The 22,566-nt window shown below is 40.4% G+C and carries 19 protein-coding genes, 1 pseudogene and 1 riboswitch; of the genes and pseudogenes, 16 read left to right on the forward strand and 4 right to left on the reverse strand.

All coding sequences use genetic code 11. The features are described 5' to 3' along the window. Positions 1–45 precede the first annotated feature (45 nt). The 8 genes from BM192_RS07780 (at position 46) to BM192_RS07815 (ending at position 7,744) form a co-directional block, all read left to right on the forward strand. Positions 46–1,074, forward strand: coding sequence for a LacI family DNA-binding transcriptional regulator (locus BM192_RS07780; protein ID WP_037445284.1), 1,029 nt, complete (start codon positions 46–48; stop codon positions 1,072–1,074). Between the two features lie 86 nt (positions 1,075–1,160). Next, the gene (locus BM192_RS07785) at positions 1,161–2,216 is read left to right on the forward strand and encodes a phosphotransferase enzyme family protein (protein WP_037445281.1); all 1,056 of its coding nucleotides are present in this window, start codon (positions 1,161–1,163) and stop codon (positions 2,214–2,216) included. Between the two features lie 62 nt (positions 2,217–2,278). Next, a complete protein-coding gene (locus BM192_RS07790) occupies positions 2,279–3,265 on the forward strand; it encodes a glycosyltransferase family protein (protein ID WP_037445278.1) in 987 nt (328 codons plus the stop codon). A gap of 215 nt (positions 3,266–3,480) precedes the next feature. Next, positions 3,481–4,191 (forward strand): NTP transferase domain-containing protein, encoded by a 711-nt coding sequence (locus tag BM192_RS07795; protein ID WP_037445275.1) that lies wholly within the window; start codon positions 3,481–3,483, stop codon positions 4,189–4,191. 3 nt (positions 4,192–4,194) lie between these two features. Beyond that, the gene (locus BM192_RS07800) at positions 4,195–5,070 is read left to right on the forward strand and encodes a hypothetical protein (protein WP_234797528.1); all 876 of its coding nucleotides are present in this window, start codon (positions 4,195–4,197) and stop codon (positions 5,068–5,070) included. Continuing rightward, on the forward strand, positions 5,070–6,005 hold the full coding sequence (locus BM192_RS07805; RefSeq protein ID WP_037445272.1) for a CDP-alcohol phosphatidyltransferase family protein: 936 nt from the start codon (positions 5,070–5,072) through the stop codon (positions 6,003–6,005). The genes BM192_RS07800 and BM192_RS07805 overlap by 1 nt, the downstream gene beginning before the upstream one ends. Then, positions 6,005–7,015, forward strand: coding sequence for a lysylphosphatidylglycerol synthase transmembrane domain-containing protein (locus tag BM192_RS07810; RefSeq protein ID WP_037445269.1), 1,011 nt, complete (start codon positions 6,005–6,007; stop codon positions 7,013–7,015). The genes BM192_RS07805 and BM192_RS07810 overlap by 1 nt, the downstream gene beginning before the upstream one ends. A gap of 18 nt (positions 7,016–7,033) precedes the next feature. Further along, positions 7,034–7,744: an HAD family hydrolase gene (locus BM192_RS07815; RefSeq protein ID WP_037445266.1), complete on the forward strand. Its 711-nt coding sequence runs from the start codon at positions 7,034–7,036 to the stop codon at positions 7,742–7,744. 51 nt (positions 7,745–7,795) lie between these two features. On the opposite strand, the gene BM192_RS07820 is transcribed toward BM192_RS07815, so the two are convergent. The 3 genes from BM192_RS07820 to BM192_RS07830 form a co-directional block, all read right to left on the reverse strand. Beyond that, a complete protein-coding gene (locus BM192_RS07820) occupies positions 7,796–8,230 on the reverse strand; it encodes a PepSY-like domain-containing protein (protein WP_074587651.1) in 435 nt (144 codons plus the stop codon). A 46-nt stretch (positions 8,231–8,276) separates the two neighbouring features. Further along, positions 8,277–10,733 (reverse strand): glycoside hydrolase family 95 protein, encoded by a 2,457-nt coding sequence (locus BM192_RS07825; protein WP_051760171.1) that lies wholly within the window; start codon positions 10,731–10,733, stop codon positions 8,277–8,279. A 63-nt stretch (positions 10,734–10,796) separates the two neighbouring features. Further along, on the reverse strand, positions 10,797–11,729 hold the full coding sequence (locus BM192_RS07830; protein WP_037443582.1) for an AraC family transcriptional regulator: 933 nt from the start codon (positions 11,727–11,729) through the stop codon (positions 10,797–10,799). 100 nt (positions 11,730–11,829) lie between these two features. On the opposite strand from BM192_RS07830, the gene BM192_RS07835 reads away from it, so the two are divergent. The 8 genes and pseudogenes from BM192_RS07835 to BM192_RS07870 all read left to right on the forward strand — a co-directional run bounded on the left by BM192_RS07835 (position 11,830) and on the right by BM192_RS07870 (position 21,557). Beyond that, entirely contained in the window at positions 11,830–13,335 is a 1,506-nt protein-coding gene (locus BM192_RS07835; protein WP_037443584.1) for an aldehyde dehydrogenase family protein, read from the forward strand. 75 nt (positions 13,336–13,410) lie between these two features. Beyond that, positions 13,411–13,785: a DUF779 domain-containing protein gene (locus tag BM192_RS07840; RefSeq protein WP_037443586.1), complete on the forward strand. Its 375-nt coding sequence runs from the start codon at positions 13,411–13,413 to the stop codon at positions 13,783–13,785. A 79-nt stretch (positions 13,786–13,864) separates the two neighbouring features. Next, on the forward strand, positions 13,865–14,065 hold the full coding sequence (locus BM192_RS07845) for a hypothetical protein (RefSeq protein ID WP_037443820.1): 201 nt from the start codon (positions 13,865–13,867) through the stop codon (positions 14,063–14,065). A gap of 396 nt (positions 14,066–14,461) precedes the next feature. Continuing rightward, positions 14,462–16,201 carry a GMC family oxidoreductase gene (locus tag BM192_RS07850; protein WP_037443588.1) on the forward strand — a complete coding sequence of 580 codons (1,740 nt, stop codon included), beginning with the start codon at positions 14,462–14,464 and terminating at the stop codon, positions 16,199–16,201. Positions 16,202–16,239: 38 nt separating this feature from the next. Continuing rightward, positions 16,240–16,866: a gluconate 2-dehydrogenase subunit 3 family protein gene (locus BM192_RS07855; RefSeq protein ID WP_037443590.1), complete on the forward strand. Its 627-nt coding sequence runs from the start codon at positions 16,240–16,242 to the stop codon at positions 16,864–16,866. 58 nt (positions 16,867–16,924) lie between these two features. Next, complete coding sequence (locus BM192_RS07860) at positions 16,925–18,712, forward strand: ATP-binding response regulator (protein ID WP_051760173.1); 1,788 nt, start codon at positions 16,925–16,927, stop codon at positions 18,710–18,712. Positions 18,713–19,054: 342 nt separating this feature from the next. Continuing rightward, positions 19,055–20,031 (forward strand): annotated as a pseudogene (locus tag BM192_RS07865) (sterol desaturase family protein). Between the two features lie 287 nt (positions 20,032–20,318). Beyond that, a complete protein-coding gene (locus tag BM192_RS07870; RefSeq protein WP_037443824.1) occupies positions 20,319–21,557 on the forward strand; it encodes an ROK family protein in 1,239 nt (412 codons plus the stop codon). Between the two features lie 85 nt (positions 21,558–21,642). Here BM192_RS07870 and BM192_RS07875 read toward each other — a convergent pair whose 3' ends face one another. Next, positions 21,643–22,227 carry a porin family protein gene (locus BM192_RS07875; protein ID WP_037443827.1) on the reverse strand — a complete coding sequence of 195 codons (585 nt, stop codon included), beginning with the start codon at positions 22,225–22,227 and terminating at the stop codon, positions 21,643–21,645. Positions 22,228–22,468: 241 nt separating this feature from the next. Further along, positions 22,469–22,562: riboswitch (TPP riboswitch) on the forward strand. Positions 22,563–22,566: the final 4 nt, after the last annotated feature.

A 22,566-nucleotide genomic window follows, 5' to 3' on the forward strand; every position in this document is an offset into this window, starting at 1 on the left:
TGTTAATAATTATTTAATATTAAAAGATAATCGCAACTTGCATACATGTCGGTTAAACCAACAACCATTAAAGAAATTGCTAAATTACTGGACATTTCAGTAAGTACAGTTTCCCGCGCTCTAAATGACCATCCCAGTATTGGCCTAACTACAAAAATGCGGGTCAGGAAAATAGCTAAAGAATTAAATTACGAACCAAATCAACGTGCAATCCAGTTTCTTCAAGGAAAATCGCATACTATTGGCGTTATTTTGCCTGAACTCTCTGAATCTTTTTTTTCTGCTGCAATCAGCGGGATTGAAGAAATTGCCTATAAACGTAATTATACTGTGCTGCTGGCCCAGTCTCATGACGATGCCGATCTGGAAAAAGTATTACTGGAGAAAATGAAAACACAAAGGGTTGACGGTTTATTGATCTCAGTAGCAAAAACAACCATAAATTTTGATCATTTTGAAGCACTGAACCGATTGCAGATTCCGATTGTGTTTTTTGATCGTATCCCTGCCATAAAAAACATTCACTCCGTAGCATCTAACCTGGAAACCGGCACTTACGAGGCAGTGAGCTTCCTGCTGAAAAAAGGGCACAGGACTATTGGGATGATCAATGGTCCGACCAATATGACCTCCAGTGCAGAACGTAAAAACGGATATATCAAAGCGATGACTTCGCACCGCCTTAAATATGATCCTTCATTAATGATTCATACAGCCCTGACAGAAGAAGATACCATTCAGGCAATGAATACATTTATTCACCATAAACGTAAACCTACTGCTGTTGTTACCTTTAACGACTATGTCGCACTCTTCGCTATGCGTTATGCACGCTCACAGAACCTGAAGATCAATAAGGACATTGAGTTTGTAAGTTATGCTAACCTGCCTATTATAGAATACATGGAAAACACACCGATTGCCTCGGTAGAACAATTTCCATTTAAACAAGGTCAAAAGGCTGCAGATATTCTTCTCGATCTGATTAACAGCCCTAAACCAGATAACAGCACAGAACAGGCCTGGTATAAAGTAGTTGTAGAATCTGAGTTGGTAACAGGTAAAAATAAATAATTACACAACCGTTTGCACAAAAATCTCCTAACGAAATTGTTTAAGTTTGGTTTGATGTCTTTATGAACAATCATTCCTAAATCTATATGCATAACCAAATATTAGCCCAATACGGAAATCATCTTTCAAATTCGCAAATTCAATTATTTGGTGATGGATTAATCAATAAAACCTGGAAAATAAAAACGGTAGCCGGAAACTATATTCTGCAGCAGGTTAATGCATCTGTTTTTAAAACCCCGGAGGATATAGATGAGAACCTGAATAAACTTCGGCTATATCTGGAAAAGAACAATCCCGAATATCTGTTCATTTCTCCATTACCTACGCTAATTGGTGAATCCTTGGTTCATACCGAAGAAGGCTATTTCAGGCTTTTCCCCTTCGTAGAAAACTCCCATAGTTTAAATGTGCTTACTCAACCGAAAGAGGCTTTTGAAGGTGCTGCCCAATTTGGTAAATTTTCCCGCGTGCTGCAGGATTTTGACGTCAGCCAGTTAAAAATCACACTCCCCGATTTTCACAATCTTAGTTTACGCTACCAGCAATTTAATACCGCGCTGGAAAATGCTTCTGCAGAAAGAAAGGCCCGTTCTTCAAACCTGACCAGCTTTATCCAGGATCATCGCGATATTGTAGACACTTATGAGAAAATCGTCAGTGAAAATCTGATTCCGGTGCGGGTAGTTCATCATGATACTAAAATTAATAATGTGTTGCTCAATCAGCAAAACAAAGGAATGTGCGTGATAGATCTTGATACTGTTATGCCCGGATACTTTATAAGTGATGTTGGAGATATGATGCGTACCTATCTTTCTTCTGCTAACGAAGAAGAGACAGATCTCAGCCAGATAAACGTCCGCAAAGCGTTCTTCAAAGCCATCTATGCGGGTTATATGTCGGAAATGGGTAATGTCTTAACTGCTGAAGAACAGGAATATTTCATCTATTCCGGAAAATTCCTCATTTATATGCAGGCCATCCGCTTCCTGACGGACTATTTAAGTGAAGATGTTTATTATGGATCACGTTATCCGGGTCACAATTTAAACAGAGCTGCCAATCAGATCCGTTTACTCGAATGTTATCTGAAAATGGAGGATGAGCTGAACGCAATGGTTGCCACAGCCGGGTACTAAAATTAGGGCTCTTTTCAATTTCTAATTGTCAGAAGCATAAAATTTACAGATATTCGGCGCGGATGAAAATATTGTACGCCATTCAGGCAACCGGAAACGGTCATATTAGCCGGGCCAGAGAAATCGTTCCTCTATTGCAGAAATACGGGACGGTCGATTTGCTGGTAAGCGGTACTCAGGCAGATATGCAGCTGGATCAGGAGGTAAAATACCGCTTTCATGGCTTCAGTTTTGTTTTTGGCCGGAAAGGTGGTGTACATCATTGGGAAACCTGGAAATCAATGAACCTGCGCAGGTTTTTCCGAGACATGCAAAGCCTTCCATTGAAAGACTATAATCTGATTATTAATGATTTCGAACCGGTTTCCGCCTGGGCCTGTAAATTACAGGGTATAGAAAGTGTGGGTCTAAGCCATCAGGCCGCTTTTCAGTCTCCCCTGGTACCTAAATCCAAAAGCATCGACTGGGCGCAACTGGTCATGAAGTATTACGCCCCCGCCAGCCACTATATTGGTTTTCATTTTAAACGTTACGACCAATTTATTTATACGCCGGTTATACGCTCGGAAATCCGGCGTTTAGAGATATCAGATCTCGGCCATTACACCGTATATCTGCCTTCGATCGCCGATAAATGGCTGGTACCTGTTTTAAAACAAGTACCTGACGTAAAGTGGGAGATCTTCTCTAAACATATTTCCAGTGCTTACTCAGATGGAAATGTCAGCGTATTTCCGATACAGAACGCCGCTTTTAACGAGAGTTTAGCGAGCTCTACAGGCTTTCTGACAGGTGGTGGTTTTGAAGGGCCGGCAGAAGCGCTCTTTTTAGGCAAGAAGCTTTTAGTGGTACCCATGAAATTTCAATATGAGCAGCAGTGTAATGCTTATGCACTTAAACAGTTTGGCATTCCTGTAATCTGGGGCAGTAATCACGACTGGCTTCCTGTAATTCTTAAATGGGTAAAAGAGCCTCAACAACATCAATTGGAATTCCCGGATGAGACCGCATCCATCATTGACGATCTAGTCAAAAAATACGCACGTTAATTTGTCGTTAAATTGCCATAAATTTATCCGCATTGAAACATGACTGACTATTTTATGTTTTCAGTCAAATTTATGGGCCGCCTTTATTACCTTTGCCTCATATTTTAGCTTTTTTCGAGAAACAGAAATCGCTGGTGTGCTGTAAATTGCTTATTTTATCTATTTATTAGTCATTAAATAACGTTTACTGCCAAAAATTATTTTTAGAAAGACTTATGTTATTTGCAATAATCGCCGCAGGAGAAGGTTCCCGCCTCTCCAATGAAGGCTATATGGGATTAAAACCAATGGTAAAGATTAACGGTGAGATGATGATTGACCGCCTGATCCGCATTTTTCTGGCAAATAACGCCAGCTCAATTGCTGTCATTATCAACGAATCCTCGTTAGAACTTGCTGCGCATTTGCAACAGCTGAGCTTGCCGGTTCCTTTACAGATCATTACTAAAACTACCCCAAGTTCCTTACATAGTTTTCACGAACTTTTACAGGCTTCCCCTGAAGTTAACGAAGTTTGCCTGAGTACGACAGATACTATTTTCGATCCGGAAGAATTTGCAGGTTATATCCAGGACTTCCGTGAAAACGGGCAATTAGACGGTTCTCTGGCTGTAACAACCTTTATTGATGATGAAAGCCCCCTTTATGTCGATTTCGATGAAAAGTCGCTAATCAGCCAGATTACAGACGCCCCGGTTTCATTTTCACCTTCAGTTTCAGGTGGAATTTACTGCCTTCGCCAATCGGCGATCAGCACCGTATCGACCGCGATAGACAAAAATCTAAACCGGATGAGAAACTTTCAACGTTTAATGATCGAAAGTGGTTTACAGCTTAAAGCTTATAATTTCAGCAAGATCATGGATGTAGACCATCTTTCCGATATTACCAAAGCCGAACAGTTTTTAACAGAAATCCAATCCTAAGCAGTGCATATACAACCAATAACTTTACTGGGCGTCAAACGTGGCAGTAAATTCTCTCCAAACCATATCGGTAATGATGAGGCGATCTTTAACCTTACAGTAACGGCACTTGAAAAAATGGGTTGCACGGTTAATATCTGTACTGAAAACGATTTGATGGAAATGACCGATGTACAAGAGCGTTTCATTTTCGCGATGGCCAGAGAAATTGTTGTGGTCGAAAAGCTAAAGTCATTGGAAGAAAGTGGAAAAATCGTTATTAATTCAGGATATGGGATTGAAAACTGTTTCCGCACCAATATGACCAATGCATTAATTGCAAACAATATCCCTTATCCTAAAAGCAGAATTGTCTTGACAGATGAGCCCGGAGATGATGCATTTACAGATTTACCGGGTGAAGGTTACTGGATCAAAAGAGGTGATTTTCATGCAATTCACAAAGAAGACGTTACCTACGTTGAGTCGGAAGAGCAAGGCCGGTATATCCTGAAGGAATTTAATCTCAGAGGAATTCCCGATGCTGTTATTTCCCAGAATCTGCCAGGTGATCTCGTAAAGTTTTATGGAATCAGGGGTTCACAGTTCTTCCACCATTTTTACCCTTACGATCATAATCATCATAAATACAGCAGCTATGAGCAAATAAACTCAGCTACTGCACATTATCCTTTTAACCTTGATACATTAATGCAAGCAGCTGATGCTGCGGCTATTGGCTTAAATATCTATATTTATGGCGGTGATGCCATTGTCGACCGCGAAGGTAAGTTCCACATCATTGATTTCAATGACTGGCCTAGCTTTGCACCGTGCAGGGATATCGCAGCACCACACATTGCGCAATGCTTGTATGATAATTTTATAGCACATCTTTAATGAAAGCTCAACAAATACCACCAGTGCAACCTGACGTTTCCTTTGAGAGCACTTTGAAATCGAATGATACTGAAGAGAAAATAGATATCTATTTCTACCGGCCTATAGGCTATCGCATAGCACTACTTTGTGCAAAACTCGGGATTACTCCTAATGCGGTAACGATTATCAGTATTTTCTTCGGAGTCGGTGCAGGTATTTTATTTTATTTCCCTGAGCTGTGGCTGAATGTAATCGGTATGCTCCTGCTTGTTTTTGCAAACTCTTTGGACAGCGCTGATGGTCAGCTGGCAAGAATAACAAATAACAAAAGCAGACTAGGTCGTATTTTGGATGGTTTTGCAGGCGATTTCTGGTTTACATCTATCCACATTGCACTTTGCCTGAGATTAATGGATGCTGGATGGCCGGCCTGGGTCTGGGTGCTGGGAATCGGTGCAGGAGTATCTCACATATTTCAATCTGCGATGGCAGACTATTATAGGAATATCCATCTTTATTTTATTAAAGGCGTAAGCGGCAGTGAACTGGATAACTCCGCAGATCTGCAAAAAGAATATGATCTGAATAAGGCAAATACTAATTTCTTCCTGAATTTTGTAGCCAGAGGGTACATGGGTTATACCCGTTTGCAGGAAAATTGCTCTCCAAAACTGCAAAGGTTACTTGCATTGATGAAGTCTAAATTCGATATGAAAATTCCTGCTCAGGAGCTTCAGGCCTTTAATGCACAGAATAAACCTTTAATGAGGCTAACGAATATTATACAGTTTAACACAAGGGTTATTTTCCTTTTCCTGTGGTTGTTTATTGACCAGACCTGGTTATATTTTGTTTTTGACCTGCTTGTTCTGAATACAATCTTAATTTATATGGTAAGACGTCAGGAAAAGATTAGTGGTAATTTTTATCAGCGTTTATCAGCCATTGCTTAATGAACAGTAAATTATATAAGCTCATTTTTATGATCCTGGGTATCTTTACCCTGGGGTACATGATCTATAAATTGGGACTCGCAGAAATTGTGAGTGATATAGAAAAAACAGGCTTCTGGTTTTTCCCGATTATCGGTAGCTGGCTACTTATTTATATCCTGAATGCGATGGCCTTCCGCCAGATTATCCAGGAACCTGCCCTTCCACATTCAAATCTTCCATTTCTGACCGTTCTCCGCCTCACGGTAACTGGTTATGCTATAAACTATATTACGCCCTTTGTAGCTCTGGGCGGTGAGCCATACCGGATCATGGAACTCAAAAAAACACTGGGTATTCATAAAGCGACCTCTTCAGTTCTGCTATATGGTATGATGCACGTATTTTCACACATCATTTTCTGGCTGCTTTCTATATTTCTGATTCTTGCAGTTGTGCCGCTGGATAATACTTTATTAGCAGGCTGTATTATTGCTTTTTTTATCGGGTTGGGAATCACATTCTGGTTTCTAAGCATCTATAAAAAAGGTTTTACTGTGAGTACGTTCAAAATGCTGCAGAAAGTGCCTTTTATTAAACACAAAGCCACTAAATTTTTAGAAGAGAAATCAGAGTCACTGCATGAGGTGGACGATCAGATCAGAATTTTATATGCAGAACGTAAATCACGATTTTTAAAATCACTGCTCTATGAAATTCTTGCACGTGTAATTACCTGTGCTGAGATCTATTTCACGGCAATTGCCATTGGGCTGAATATGAGTATTATGGAAGCTTTAATTATCAGTTCTGCGTCTTCCCTTTTCGCTAACATCATTTTCTTTTTCCCAATGCAGCTGGGTGTACGTGAGGGCGGTCTTGCTCTTGCCTTGCGTTCAGTTGGTTTACCAGCAGAAGCTGGTATCTTTATTGGTATAATTATGAGAATCCGGGAAATTGTCTGGATCATGATCGGTTTTATCTGGATCAGACTGGCCAGACAAAAAGGAGTCGATTCTAAATTACAATAGCTATATAAAACATATTTTATGATTAAGGGACTTTTATTTGATTACGGCGGAACAATAGATACCAATGGAATTCATTGGGCGGTGGTATTGAAAAATGCCTATCAGCATTTTGGAATTGAAGTTCCTGAAACCTTGTTCTCCCAGGCTTATACATTTGGTGAAAGAAGTCTTGCATTGAAAGCACTGGTTAAACCAGAACATACCTTTCTTGATGTCCTGCGCCTGAAGGTCGGTCAACAGTTTCAATTTTTAAATGAACAAGGTTTTATAACGAATCCTGAAGCTATAGAAATGATTGCAGCACATTGCAACGAATTTGCAGCCGACACGATCAGTGTAACCAAAAGGACTCTGGAAGAACTTGCTGAAAAATATCCGCTTGTTATGGTTTCCAATTTTTATGGAAATCTGCATACCGTACTCCGGGACTTTGACATTTTACATTTATTCAAAGAAGTCATAGAATCTGCTGTCGTCGGTTGTAGAAAACCTGATCCGAAAATCTACCAACTGGGTGTAGATGCGCTTGGTTTTGCACCTGAGGAATGCATGGTAGTCGGAGATACATTTGGAAAAGATATTGTTCCGGCAAAAGCTGTCGGATGCCCGGTCATATGGCTTAAATGTCAGGGATGGGAAGAAGATCCGGAAAAGATCCGCGAAACCGGAATCCTGGCCGATTTTACCATTACCGATTTTGCAGAGATTCCAGCAATTATCAAAGGATAAAAATTACCTATAAAAAAACAGGGCAGCCAAAATATTGGCTGCCCTGTTTTTTTATAGGTTTACAGCGCTTACTTTCCCTCCCTGATCGAAAATCACTTTCCTCTCCTCCGGGGATTTCTTTAGTTCAACCTTATAATAAAACTTCTTACCCATTTCAAACTGATCAGCATCATCAATGCGGAATCCTTTGTATTGCTGTGCAATTGCATCCCGAACAGGTTTTGGTAACTCAGAAGATCTAAGCTCTTTTTTATGCTTGACAATCTGTCCCTGATCATTAATCCATGCCTCATGGTCTCTTCTGCCAATGTCAAATTCAACATTATACCCATCAATCTTCTTTTCCCATTCCACCTTAGTGGCTTTTGGGAAAGTTTTATGAAAAACGTTAACCACAACCCGGGGTACTTCAGCTTCGGCCAGGTCCTGAGCCAGCAAATAAAAAGGTGCCAGCAATAACAAAGTAATAAAGCTTATTTTCTTCATGAGATTTTATTTGTTTGTTAGTCTAACATCCTGTGTTTGAAAAAGTTTACGTCCCGGTAACCAATTGGTAAATCTTCCCTTTAAGCGTACTAAATTTCACAACCCCATTAGTATCTCGTTGGATTTGTACAGGCGCTCCCTTTTCGTCCAGAATAACCATTTCTGGTGGTAATACCAATTGACAGATTCCATCAATACCCGCAATTACCTGCGCTTTTTTTAATGTACTTCGGTCCCATTCAAAATCGACCGTGAATCCATTTCTGGCACGCATACCGGTTACCTTTCCCTTACTCCATTGTTGAGCCGAAGGTAATGCCGGTAAAAACCGGATCACCGCATCTCGCCCATTACTCTGCAGCAACATCTCTGCAATGGCAGCTGTACCGCCGAAATTACCATCAATCTGAAATGGTGGATGAGCACAAAACAAATTTGCATAAGTACCAGGAACAGACTTAATTTTTTTAGCAGGATCTTCATATGATGGATTTAAAAGAGATTTAAACATTTTCCACGCATGATCTCCATCCCCCAGCCGGGCCCAGAAATTTATTTTCCAGGCTCTGGACCAGCCTGTCCCGCCATCTCCTCTTCTTTCCAGTGTCTTTTTAGCTGCTTCTGCTAAAGCCGGGGTTTCCAGTACGTTTATTTCATCAAAAGGATATAAACCGTATAATTGCGACACATGCCTGTGTTCAATTTCTACTTCATCATAATCCCTGATCCATTCCTGAATACCTCCGTTTTTTTTACTGATCTGATTGGGTGCCATGTCTTTGACTATTTTCGCCAGGGAGTCTGCCCAATTCAGATCCCTTCCCAATAATCTTGCGGCAGTAATCGTGTTTCCCAGAAGTTCCCGTCCGATCTGCATATCCATTGCCGGTCCCATGGTGGTCTGCCCTACAAAGCCGTCCTCAGTTTTGTAGCTGTTCTCCGGAGAATTGGATGGTGCCGTCACTAAAAACCCTGTCTCAGGATCACGGATAAGTATACCTTTATAAAACTGCGCAGCACCCTTGAGCACGGGATAAATTTCTTTTAAGGTTTCTAAATTTGGATTAAACTGGTAATGCTGCCATAGATGTTCACATAGCCAGGCACCACCGGATAGGGTCGATCCCCATGCTGCACCTTCACCAGGCGCAGTGAACTTCCAAGGATTGGCAATCACATGAGCAACCCATCCTTCCGTATTATAATAAGTCTTTGCAGTTTTAGTTCCCGGTCCCACCAGTTGTTTAGTGAATTCTATCATAGGCTTGTGTATCTCTGCAAGATTGGTGATCTCAGCGGGCCAGTAATTCATCTGTAAATTGATGTTTAAATGATAATCTCCGTTCCATGGAGTTTGATATTCCTCTGCCCATAAACCCTGTAAATTCGCCGGTAAACCACCAGGTCTTGAACTGGAAATTAAAAGATAACGTCCGAAATTAAAATATAGGACAGGTAAAGTTGTATCCTCACCACCTTTAGCAAAATTGTTTAGTCTGTCTCCTGTTGACCAGTTCTCCGGAACATCTTTTCCAGATGCGTCAAGCTGAAGTGTGCAGCGGTCATAGTACCCGCGAAAGTCCTTCTCCTGATTTTTCTGCAGAACTTGCCAATTCATTCCCGCAGCTTTATTTACGTTGTTAAGTACTGCAATCGCCGGATCAGCACCCCGTTTTTCTACATTTGGCCAGTTCAGGTCTGTTGCCGCACTAATTACAATCAAACAAGTCGTTGCGCCACTAACTTCAACAGCATCTCCTTTTGCACGAACTTTACCGTTGTCTGTAATTGCACGGGCGACGGCAGAGAAGCGGATACCAGGCTCTCCATCTCCACCAGAAAGTTGACCGGTCATCGTAATCTGATTATCTCTGGCTTTAAAAACCGCCTTTTCTTTTCTGGAGAGATTAAATGTAAAGTTCAGCGCATTTGCATCACTCGCAGTCAGTCTGACCAAAATAACCTGCTCAGGACCGCTAACGATTACTTCCTCCACATATTTAACTCCTTTACGCTCCCATTCTGTAACTGCAGATGCCTTATTAAGTAATAACGTTCTTTTATAATTGCTTACTGTACCTGTGGTGTCTTTCCAGTCAATGAATAAATCGGATAAAATCTGGTAACAGCCGTATTTTGCATCTCCCTGAGACGAACCTGAACCTTTACCGGCGCTCACAAAATATTCCTGCAAAATGTCCTGTGCCTGTTTATTTTTCCCTTGCTGCAGGTAGCTGCGAATTTCAGGTAAATGTGCAGCTGCATCTGAACGATTAGGGTCTTCTACCCCTCCGGACCACATTGAAATCTCGTTTAAAACAATTCTTTCTTTACTTGTACCGCCAAAAACCATAGCCCCAAGACGACCATTTCCTAAGGGTAAAGATTCAGTAAAATGTGTGGCAGGTTGATTAAAGCGAATTTGCTGATCAGATTGGGCATAAGAAAAAAAGCTGCCCAGCCATAGACAGCCTGTTATTAGATAACATTTTTGGAACTTCATACAATATTTGGTTGATATTTAGCTTGAACTGCCGGAAGATAATAATTATTGAGCAGCGGTTTGCTAAAAATCAAATTCGCAGGCAGAGCAAATTTGCACCTGGTACGTACCTGGCGTAATACCAACTATCTTTTTGAAAATCCTTATAAAATAATTGGCATCGCTAAAACCCAATTCATAACTAACAGCCGCTATTTTTGACCTTGGATTACTCAATAACTGTTTTGCCCTTTTGATCTTTTCTTTCAGGATATAATCATTTGGACTAATACCAAGTTCTCTTTTAAATAACCTGTAAAATGTCGATTTACTCATACATGCTTTTTCACTCAGCATGTTCATGTTTATTTTCTCTCCAAGGTTTGACTTTATATACTGAATTACAAATGCAAGGGGGCTGGAGGCATATGCACCTGCTGAACTTACCAGCGAGCGAAGGTTCTGCTTTTGCATAATCCTGACGAGCAATTCTTTCATCGTCAGGTCGGCCAGAATATCTTTTTCAATACTTCTTTCAGAACAAATCCGAACAGCCTTATTAATCAGGTAGGCAATTTCCTGGCTATTAGCGAAATGACAGCCTTCCTCTTTCAAAGCCCAGCATTCTGAAGAATCTGCTTTGGGATAAAATTCGTTCAGGTAATCTAAAGTCTGCTGAATCTGCTGGCGGTCGATTGCTAATGCAATGCACTGTGTAGGATCGGTAGCTGTTGCATCTGGAAAATCTATATTCATGGTCTGCGCCTGGGGAACTATCACCGTCTCCCCCGGCAAATAATTGAATTTTTCCAGCCCTGGGATAGTCATAACCTTTCTGCCGCGTAACATACTGGTAATAACCAAATCATTAAATGTTAAAGGGACTTCAAGAGATTCCGTATAAGTTTCAAAAACATTAAGTTCACATCGTTCCAGAGAATATACAGTCCTGTTTTCTACCAGCGTTTGCAGGTTCTGCTGCCTGCTTAAATTAATAAGTTCTAATCTGTGCTGCATGATAATCGAATTTTGGTTAGATAATGCTATGCTTTGAAACTATACTCCTATCTAACGATAGGATATCAGTTTAGGTTTGTAATAACCAAAATATACAATTATGGAACAACAAATCAAAAAACCAGTATTCAAAGCTCACTATGATAATTTTATAGGCGGTAAATTTGTCCCACCGGTTAAAGGCGTATACTTTGATAATATTTCACCGGTAGATGGTCAGGTATTCACCAAAGCTGCCCGTTCCTCTAAGGAAGATGTTGAACTGGCTCTTGATGCCGCTCAGGAAGCTTTCAAAACCTGGGGTAAAAGTTCTGCAGCTTACAGAAGCAATATCCTGCTAAAAGTTGCACAGAAAATTGAAGATAACCTGGAGTTCCTCGCAACTGTAGAAACCATAGAAAACGGAAAAGCTATTCGGGAAACCTTAAACGCAGACCTTCCATTAGTTGCAGATCATTTCCGTTATTTTGCGGGAGTGATTCGTGCAGACGAAGGTACAATTGCCGAACACGATGAAAATACAGTAAGCATTGCCCTCTCAGAACCTATCGGTGTAGTCGCACAAATTATCCCATGGAATTTCCCACTGTTAATGGCCACCTGGAAAATTGCCCCTGCACTCGCGGCAGGCTGCTGTACAGTAGTTAAACCTGCGGAACAGACACCAGTTAGCATTCTTATATTAATGGAATTAATAGGAGAACTTCTGCCACCCGGGGTTCTGAATATTGTAAACGGGTATGGAATTGAGGTAGGTAAGCCACTCGCTACTTCTCCCAGGATTTCCAAAGTTGCGTTTACCGGCAGTACAACCTCCGGAAGGTTAATTATGCAATATGCTGCCGAAAATATTATCCCTTCCACAATGGAGCTAGGAGGAAAATCCCCCAATATTTTCTTTGAATCTGTCGCAGACGCAGATGATGACTTTTTCGACAAAGCTATAGAAGGAGCTGTAATGTTTGCGCTTAATCAGGGTGAAATTTGTACTTGTCCATCCAGATTGCTTATTCAGGAAAGTATTTACGATAAATTCATTGCCAGGGTAATCGAACGTACCGAAGCAATCAAGACAGGAAATCCCCTGGACAGAGATAGTATGATGGGTGCACAGACCTCAAACGAACAATATCAAAAGATTCTATCTTATATAAAAATTGGAAAAGAAGAAGGTGCCGAATTATTAACAGGTGGAGAAATCAATCAGCAATCCGGTGAACTTTCTTCAGGTTATTATATACAGCCGACCATATTCAAAGGGCACAATAAAATGAGGATCTTCCAGGAAGAAATATTCGGGCCCGTATTATGTGTGACGACGTTTAAAACTGTAGAAGAAGCAATTGAAATTGCCAACGATACCCTATATGGTTTAGGTGCCGGCGTCTGGACACGCGATGCACATGAGTTATATCAGGTGCCGCGTGCCATTCAGGCTGGCAGGGTTTGGGTTAATCAATACCATGCTTACCCTGCCCACGCTCCGTTTGGTGGTTATAAAAAATCTGGATTTGGAAGGGAAAATCATAAAATGATGCTGGATCATTACCGCCATGTCAAAAATATGCTGATCTCCTACGACCAGAAAAAACTTGGTTTCTTTTAGATCATATGAAGGGGTACCGTTGTTTGGGTACCCTTTTACTATTTCATCGTTTTTATATTTTAAACAGACCTGATTATGAGCAACTCAAGAATAGCTGTAACCCCGGCAGCAGCAGCCGTTATACAGCAATTAAAAGATTCATACGGCGAACTGTTCTTCCATCAGAGCGGAGGCTGCTGTGAAGGATCCTATCCGCATTGTTTTGAAAAAGGTGGGTTTCTGATCGGTTCCAACGATGTAAAGATAGGACAAATAGAAAGTTGTGATTTCTATATGGCTGCTGATCAGTTTGCTTACTGGCAGCATACCCATCTTACATTAGACGTGATGCCAGGCAGAGCAGCCGGATTCTCACTGGAATCAACTCTGGATATGGCATTTATAATTCATTCCAGATTATTCACCGAAGCTGAGTTACAAGATCTGGAACCAATTATCAATTCCGGTTAATCAACGGCATATATATTTTTAAATGTGATGCCAAACTTTTTTATACATCCCCTGTTATAAGTTTATCAATCAGATGAATATGGGATTATTAAAAACAGCATTAATTGGCGCCGCAGTATACGGTGCTATTAAATACATCACAAAAAAAGATCATACCGGAAGGTCAATCGTAGATGATTTACAAGACAAAGCGCCCGAATGGGTAGATAAAGCAAAAAAGTTCAGAGATGATCTCGATGCTAAGTATCAAAATACCAGTTATTCGGATATTAAGCCTTAAAAAAGGGTTGATTATTTGCTAAAATGAAGTACCTCCAAAATTTATACGCTTATTGGAGGTACTTTATAACAACCACATCTTTCTTGTCTTTTTTCGATTGTGGGAAATTCATAGTAGCTTGCCCTGCAATCATATATTAAAAAAAATACAATAAAAACATCTAACGGAACAATGCTTACGGGCACTGTTGTGTGAAATGATCAAATGGCCTTTTCATGATGAATGAAAAGGTTTTTTCGTTTCCGATCTTTCTGTTTTCTCAAACTCTCCTGCCCTTTTTTATTATTAATGCGACTTATTTGGTTTGTATCCTCTTTATTACGATTTTAATTATTTAAAATTTATGCTAAATTACGGCCGCCAAATGGAGCTAAAACCTTTTAACAATACAGGAGTATGAACGAATTTCAAATTAAAAAGTCAGACGTCGAGTATGACGCTATTATTGTCGGCTCGGGTGCCGGGGGCGGCATGTCCGGATACGTACTGGCGCATGCAGGATTAAAAGTCCTAATGCTTGAAGCCGGTGCCTATTTTGATCCAAGAATAGACGCGCAACAACTGAAATGGCCTTGGGAATCACCGAGACGTGGTGCCGGTACAACCAGACCTTTCGGAGATTTCGATGCCTCTTATGGGGGATGGGAACTCGACGGTGAACCATATACGCAAAAAAATGATTCAGAATTTGCCTGGTTCAGATCAAGAATGCTGGGTGGAAGAACTAATCACTGGGGTCGTATTTCACTGAGAATGGGACCTGAAGATTTCAAACCTACAGACGGCCTGACAGATAACTGGCCAATTACCTACGATGAAATCAAACCTTTTTATGATAAAATCGACCGGATGATCGGAATCTACGGTACTGCAGAAGGTATCGAAAGTGAACCGGACGGAATTTTCATGAAACCACCAAAACCAAGACTTAACGAATTATTTATAACTAAAGCTGCAAGAAAAAACGGTGTAAAAGTTATTCCGGGACGTGGATCTGTGTTAACAGAAGCATTACCGAATAATAAAGATCGTGCACCTTGTTTCTACTGTGGACAGTGCGGCAGAAGCTGTAAAGTTTACGGAGATTTCTCTTCTTCTTCCTGCCTGGTAATTCCAGCTGTAAAAACAGGGAATCTAACTGTAATTACAAATGCAATGGTTCGCGAAGTCCTGACAAATAAAGAAGGACTGGCTACTGGCGTATCTTATGTAGACAAAACTAATTTAGAAGAACATCAGGTTAGAGGTAAAGTGGTAATCCTTGGTGCCAGTGCATGTGAGTCGGCACGTTTGTTACTAAACTCTAAATCAGCCGCACATCCGAATGGATTAGCGAACAGCAGCAATGTAGTTGGTAAGTATCTGCATGATTCTACCGGTGCAAGCGTGGGCGGTTTCCTGCCACAATTAATGGATCGTAAACGCTATAACGAAGATGGTGTAGGTAGTGTACACATTTATTCTCCATGGTGGTTAGATAATAAAAAACTGGATTTCCCAAGAGGTTACCATATCGAATATGGCGGTGGCATGAATATGCCAGGTTACGGATTCGGTTTCGGTATGGAAGGCATGAATGACAGAGTACCCGGACGTGATGGAAAGATGAAAGAAGCTGGTGGTTACGGTGTATCTTTAAAAGATGATTACAGACGCTTTTTCGGAACTTCAGTAGGTATGGCTGGTAGAGGTACTGCAATAGCAAGAGAGTCAAATTACTGTGAAATTGATCCAAGTGTCGTAGATAAATATGGTATTCCTGTATTACGTTTCAATTACCAATGGGCAAATGAAGAGGTAAAACAGGCTAAGCACATGCAGGAAACTTTCCAGGAGATATTCCATACAATGGGCGGTATTATTACCTCCAAAATTCATGGTCCTGAGACAAATTACGGACTTGAAGCACCTGGAAAAATCATTCATGAAGTTGGTACAGTAAGAATGGGCGATGATCCTAAAAAATCTGCATTGAATAAATGGTGTCAGGCACATGACTGCAAAAATCTTTTTGTGGTAGATGCAGCCCCATTTGTACAGCAGGGTGACAAAAATGCGACATGGACAATTCTTGCTTTATCGATGAGAACTGCAGAATATATCCTTGCACAAAAGCAAAAATTGAACATTAGCTAAGATCGATTACACATTATTAATTTTCTAACCTAAAAGCAATGAACAGGCGTGAATCACTAAAAGCCATCGGCCTAACAGCAATCAGTACATCCGTTTTACTGGCAGCATGTAAAACAGGTCCAGATGGAAAAGAAGAATTAAAAGACGGCGAAGTTGCCGCACAGCCGGGTCGTGAGACCTTCGAAATAGAAAGAGACCAGAAATTACATGCCGAGAAGTTTTTCGACGAGCATGAGATGGCTACAATTTCCATTCTGGCTGACATCATTATACCTAAAGACGAGAAATCAGGAGGAGCACTTGATGCAAAAGTTCCGGATTTTATAGAGTTTATTGTGAAGGATATCCCATCTCATAAGACGCCCATGCGTGGTGGAATTAAATGGCTTGATTTGCAATGTCTTAATTTATACCAGAATACTTTCAAAGACGCATCCAAAACTCAACAACTGGAGATGTTAGATGCAATTGCGTATCCTAAGAAAGCTAAACCAGGTATGGAACAGGGAGTAGCATTCTTTAACAGAATGAGAAACCTGACAGCTACTGGTTTTTTCACCAGCGAAATAGGTGTTAAAGATCTTGGCTATGCCGGAAACGTTCCAAATCAATGGACCGGGGTTCCGGACGATGTACTCCGCCAATATGGTATGGAAAACGTCTAATTAAAAAGGACTGTCTGCGGACAGTCCTTTTTAATATCTTTATACCCAAACCGCAGCCATGCCAAATAAGCTCCCATTATCTAACTGGTCCTTAAAGAAGACCCTTCAACTGATAAACGATCCTATCAAGCATGCCAGAATCACGGTTTTCTACTATATCTTTTTATTTAATTATTTAAAAATCGGAATTGTTCTTCCTGTGTTCATTACACAGTCCAACCTTCCTGGAATACTCTTATGTGCCGCGGGTTTCATCTGCACAACCATTATTCTTAAGTTACTTCTTTCAAGGCCAGCCTATCTGGACACCCTGATAAATTTCGCATTAATAAGTTCCTTACTCACTATATACGTATCTATCCTACTATTTAACAGCCACTTGAACATTATTCTGATGCAGGATATTTTCATGATTTGTATGTGGAGCTTTTACGGCCTGAAAGGATGGTGGGGATTAATTTATTCTTCACTGGCAGCAATCCCTGTCATTCTGTATAGTTACAGTACTAATCACATTCAAGTTAGTGTAAGTCCGGCCTATATGCCACTCTATAGCCAGCTGCCAACGATAATATTAAACTTCATTATCATTTTTATGGCCCATTATTATTATCGCCATATCATGTATTCCAATATGGAAAGACAAAGGGAGCTCAATGCCGAACTTGAAGTATACAACCAGGAGCTTAAAAAATCCAATCAGGCGAGAACTCTATTTTTCTCTACCGTCTCCCATGAATTAAGAAATCCACTGAATACAGTAATTGGCATGGCCGGATTAATTAAATCACAGAATAAAGATGCTGATCAGCAGGAAAATCTTGACATTCTTAAGTTTTCTGCAGAAAGCCTGCTTTCGCTTATTAACGATATACTTGACTTCAACAAAATAGGGTCAGGCAGTGTGGAATTGGAAGAAATTCCATTTAATCTCTCTCAGCTGATGGAAAGTTCATGCGCTGGCCTGAGACGGGAAGCACTCAGAAAAGAGCTATATCTGAACTTAGCTATTCCCGAAGAATTCCGGCAGCAGGAGGTCCAGGGAGACCCAACCAGATTACTTCAGATCGTCAGTAACCTAATAAGCAATGCCATTAAATTCACTATTAAAGGTGGAATAGATGTCAGTGTAACTAAACTCGAATCTTCCGAAAAAGATGCGTTGCTCCGGTTTAAAATTAAAGATTCCGGACTCGGTATCAGTACGGACAGGCAACAATCGATATTCGATCCCTATATTCAGGAATCCAATACTACAACCCGCCAGTTTGGAGGGACAGGCCTGGGGCTTGCGATTGTAAAACGGTTACTGGAACTTCATCATTCACAAATAAACCTTGTTAGCGAAACAGAAAAAGGTTCAGAATTTACATTTGATATTCTTTACACCTATGCGACCAGATTAGAACAGCCGGCAAATCTGTTGCCCGATTTTTTACAAGAAAATTTAAGTCTGCATAAAGTTCTGCTTGCAGAAGATAATGCGATGAATGTCTTATGGATGAAAAAATTGTTCAGCACCTGGAATATTCCGATATACATTGCAGAAAATGGGTTGGAAGCAATTAACCTGCATCTTGTAAATGATTTCACCTTTATACTAATGGACATACAGATGCCAGTGATGGACGGATTTACAGCTGCCGCAAAAATCAGAGAACTCAAAAACCACCGGAAGGCAGAAGTCCCTATAATTGCACTTACAGGATCTGTAGACGCAGAACTTACACGGCTGGTGAAGGAGAACCGAATGAATGGCATCCTGGGTAAGCCCTTTCAAAAAGACGACCTCTATGCAGAACTAGTTAAATATAAGCCAGTCCTGGAAGTACAATCTCCATTTTAAAACTATCATAACGAATCAAAAAGAGGAAATATTTGGGATATAGAATAAAGTCTACTAATTTAGTAGTCTTACCTGTCTATCCCCATTTAATTCATTTTTATGATGCAATTCAATTTTCTTGTATTTACGATCCCCGCTTTTCTTATCTTTTTCTGGCTGGAGTTTCTGCTTGCGAAGAAAATTCGTAAACCCCACCTGTTCAAATATGAAAGTTCCATTGCCAATATCAGTGTAGGTATTGCAGAACGTTTGCTCAATCTATTTCTAACAGCCAGCTTTTACGGTGTGTTTTCGTGGATATACACTAAATATGCGCTATTCAAAATTCCAGATACCTGGTGGATGTGGGCAATCCTGATCTTAGTAACAGATTTGGTCTGGTATTGGTATCATCGGTTAAGTCATGAAATAAATCTATTTTGGGCAGTTCATATTGTGCATCACCAGTTGAAGAATTTAACCTGACTGTCGCCGCCAGGATTACCGTTTTTCAATCTCTGGTCAGAAATGTATTCTGGTGCGTCATTCCTTTCCTCGGGTTTCATCCGGACATGGTGGTCACTATCCTGATTGTACACGGTGCCTACTCGTTTTTTACCCATACCCGGGTAATTGGCAAACTCGGCTGGCTGGAGCATATTCTCATTACGCCTTCCCTGCATGGGATCCATCATGCCAGCGATGAAAAATATCTCGACAAGAACTATGGAGACGTGTTTACCTTTTGGGATAAACTGTTTGGGACGTATATGCAAGAAGAAGAACCCCCTAAATACGGATTAACACACCCGGTAAAGAGTTACAGCCTTCTATGGCAGCATTTCCATTATTTCCTGGAAATCATAGCGGCCTGTAAACGGACCGGCGGCTTTAAAGAAAAGTTAAAGATTATTTTTGGCAGCCCTGCATTACTTGATCAGGATATACGGCCGGAGCTGGAGAGAAAATATCTGCAACATAAAAACCACACCGAGTATCGTTTCCGGTTTAGCAACTATCTCAACTATCAGATCGCAGGCTGCATTATATTTCTGGCAATCATCACTGCATTTTACAAGAAACTGTCTCTTCCAGATCATCTTTTCATTGCCAGTGTCCTATTAATTACACTTGTAAACTGCGGGGCATTAATGGAGCAGAGAAGATGGATATACGATTTAGAATGTGTACGTCTGATATTAGTTTTCACCTACCTCTGCTATAGAACAGATTATTCTGAATATCTGATCGTACCGGCAATTTTAATATTCCTGATAGGTGAACTATTCAGCATGAGAGAGTATTACAACAAACATGTGCTGCACTACATCAAAAATTAGTCTGAATTTTAAAAGCCAGAGCGCCGGATTCAGGGATCCCCCTAGATGCCCCATCCTCCGGATATTTTCGTCGCGCTGGTACCGTAACACTAAGTTATCTAATATTTATTCTAATTCCTTCTAAAATTTTGTATTTTTTGATATTAAAAATAGTAGTTATATTAAATTTTATTATAAGTCTATTACTTTAGTTAATTTTTAATATAAGTAAACTGTATTTATTAGTATATTGATGAAAATTTTGACGCCGCCATATGCAATCAAATCCGAAGGGAAAAATCATGCTTATGAATGAAGAACAACTTCAGGAGATGAGCAAAACGGAAAGAAAAAAGTATTTATACAAACTCAAACTGATTCGTAATATTTTCGACTTCGGACCACAGTCTAATGCAGAACTCTTTACTTTGTTAGGCATTAGCTCTCCCACCTCCCTGGCCCTGCTATCGGAATTGCAGGAGGAGAATATTCTGGAAAAGAAAGGTAAAGGAGCCTCTATAGGCGGAAGAAAACCAGAACTTTTTGGCTTAAAAGACGACACCTATTATATTCTTTCCATTGATGTAGAAAGATTTAAAGTACGAATGGCCGTGCTGGACAATAACTGTAATTACATCACCGGGCCTGTAAAACATGATATTACAATAACTCCGGATCTTAAATCACTGGATAGTCTATTTGAAGCAATCGAGTTATTAATTAAATCGGCAATATTTGATCACCGTAAATTAATCGGCATTGGAATGAGCATGCCTGGTCTTGTAGATTCAAGGGCAGGCAAGAATTACACCTATCTTATTCCGGGACCAGAAGATAACTTGCAGGAACTAATGCAGCGTAAACTCGGTTATCCTGTATTTATACAAAATGACGTAAAAAGTGCTACAATAGCAGAATGCCGGTATGGCCTGGCATATGGAAAGAGTGATGCATTACTCGTACTAATGGACTGGGGTATTGGTCTGGGTATTATTATGGATGGCAAATTGCGGTCCGGATCCAAAGGTTTCTCCGGAGAAATCGGTCATATTCCTTTCGTTGAAGATGGTAAGCTTTGTTACTGTGGTAAACGCGGCTGCCTGGAAACAGTTGCTTCGGGCATAGCACTGGCAAGAATGGCAAAAGAAGGAATTCAATCCGGCAAGTCGTCCATTCTGAATCAATTATCTGACCAGGAAATCGAGACCATAGAACCAAGAATCATTATTGACGCGGCAAATAAAGGCGATCAATATGCCATCAATATCTTGTCGGAGGTCGGCGTTAGTCTTGGCAGGGGAATAGCCACTTTAATTCAACTGTTTAATCCGGAAGTAATTATTCTGGGTGGTAAAATAGCTGCTGCAAAACAATATATAACCATTCCCATACTCCATTCAGTTAATACTTACAGTATGACGGCCATTAGAGAAAACACCAAAGTAATCTTATCCGAGCTGGGCAACGATGCCGGAATTTTAGGAACAGTCAGTATGGTTATTGATAAGGTATTGGAAATGCAGATTGAGATGGCAGGCAAATCCTGACTTTCAAATACGTCTTAAATAAATAAACCTGTACCGGAATTACCAGTACAGGTTTATTTGTTTATTTAATTTAGAGGCTATGATATTATATCCCAGCGTCTCTTTTAACTTTATTCGCTGTACCTGCACCCGGTAGATAAATCTGAAGTCCGAAAGAAAGGTTCAGATTATTTTGAGTTGTGGAATTACCAAAGCCGACCAGACCATTGTATTTCAGCATAGTTTCCAATCCGATATTTGGCGTAATGAAGTATGCAAAACCTGGACCCACACCAAGGTTAAGGCCATTCGTCTTACCACCACCTTTACTTACGTTAACTCCACCAAAACCTACAGTTCCCTCTGCGAAGAAACGTCCGTGACGAAGTACCTCTACGTCTTTACCCGTATAATAACGACCTAAAGCACCCACTCCGTAATTAGTAGTGGTTGCACTGTTTTTCTGAGTTTTCAATCCGAGATTCACGTATCCACCGACAGCTACGTTATCCTGAATAAACCAAGCTGCTTTTGGTGTGATATCAACACTGAAAATACTCGGGTTATCTAAACCGAGATTAAGGTTGGCAAAATTACCGCCGACGAATACATTCCCTTTCTGAATTTGGGCATGTGCTGAAAAAGTTGCAATCAAAAGTGCAACTAGAGTAAGAGTTGAAAATTTTTTCATAGTGTTAGGATTATACTTTAAACCAACCATTGGCTAAAAGATGCTTTTAACACTACGCCTGAATACACCAAATTGTTTGCCTATTGATTAATTTTTAATAATTCACAGACTATTTCAGCTTTAAAAACGTTCTTTCGCCCTAAATAAGGGCCTGCAGAATCTCATGCGGAGGTAAATTCCAGAGAACACTTTCCAGTTTCATTAAACATTTATACCTTTATCCAGAAGAAATTATAAGATTTCTTAAACCTCGGGGTGCCTTACTATCAGGCTGAGATCAAACCCGCAGAACCTCGACCGGATAATGCCGGTTAGGAAAGGTAAGCCATTGGTTCTCCA

It is taken from the genome of Pedobacter antarcticus, assembly GCF_900112985.1.
Taxonomy (GTDB): Bacteria; Bacteroidota; Bacteroidia; order Sphingobacteriales; family Sphingobacteriaceae; genus Pedobacter; species Pedobacter antarcticus.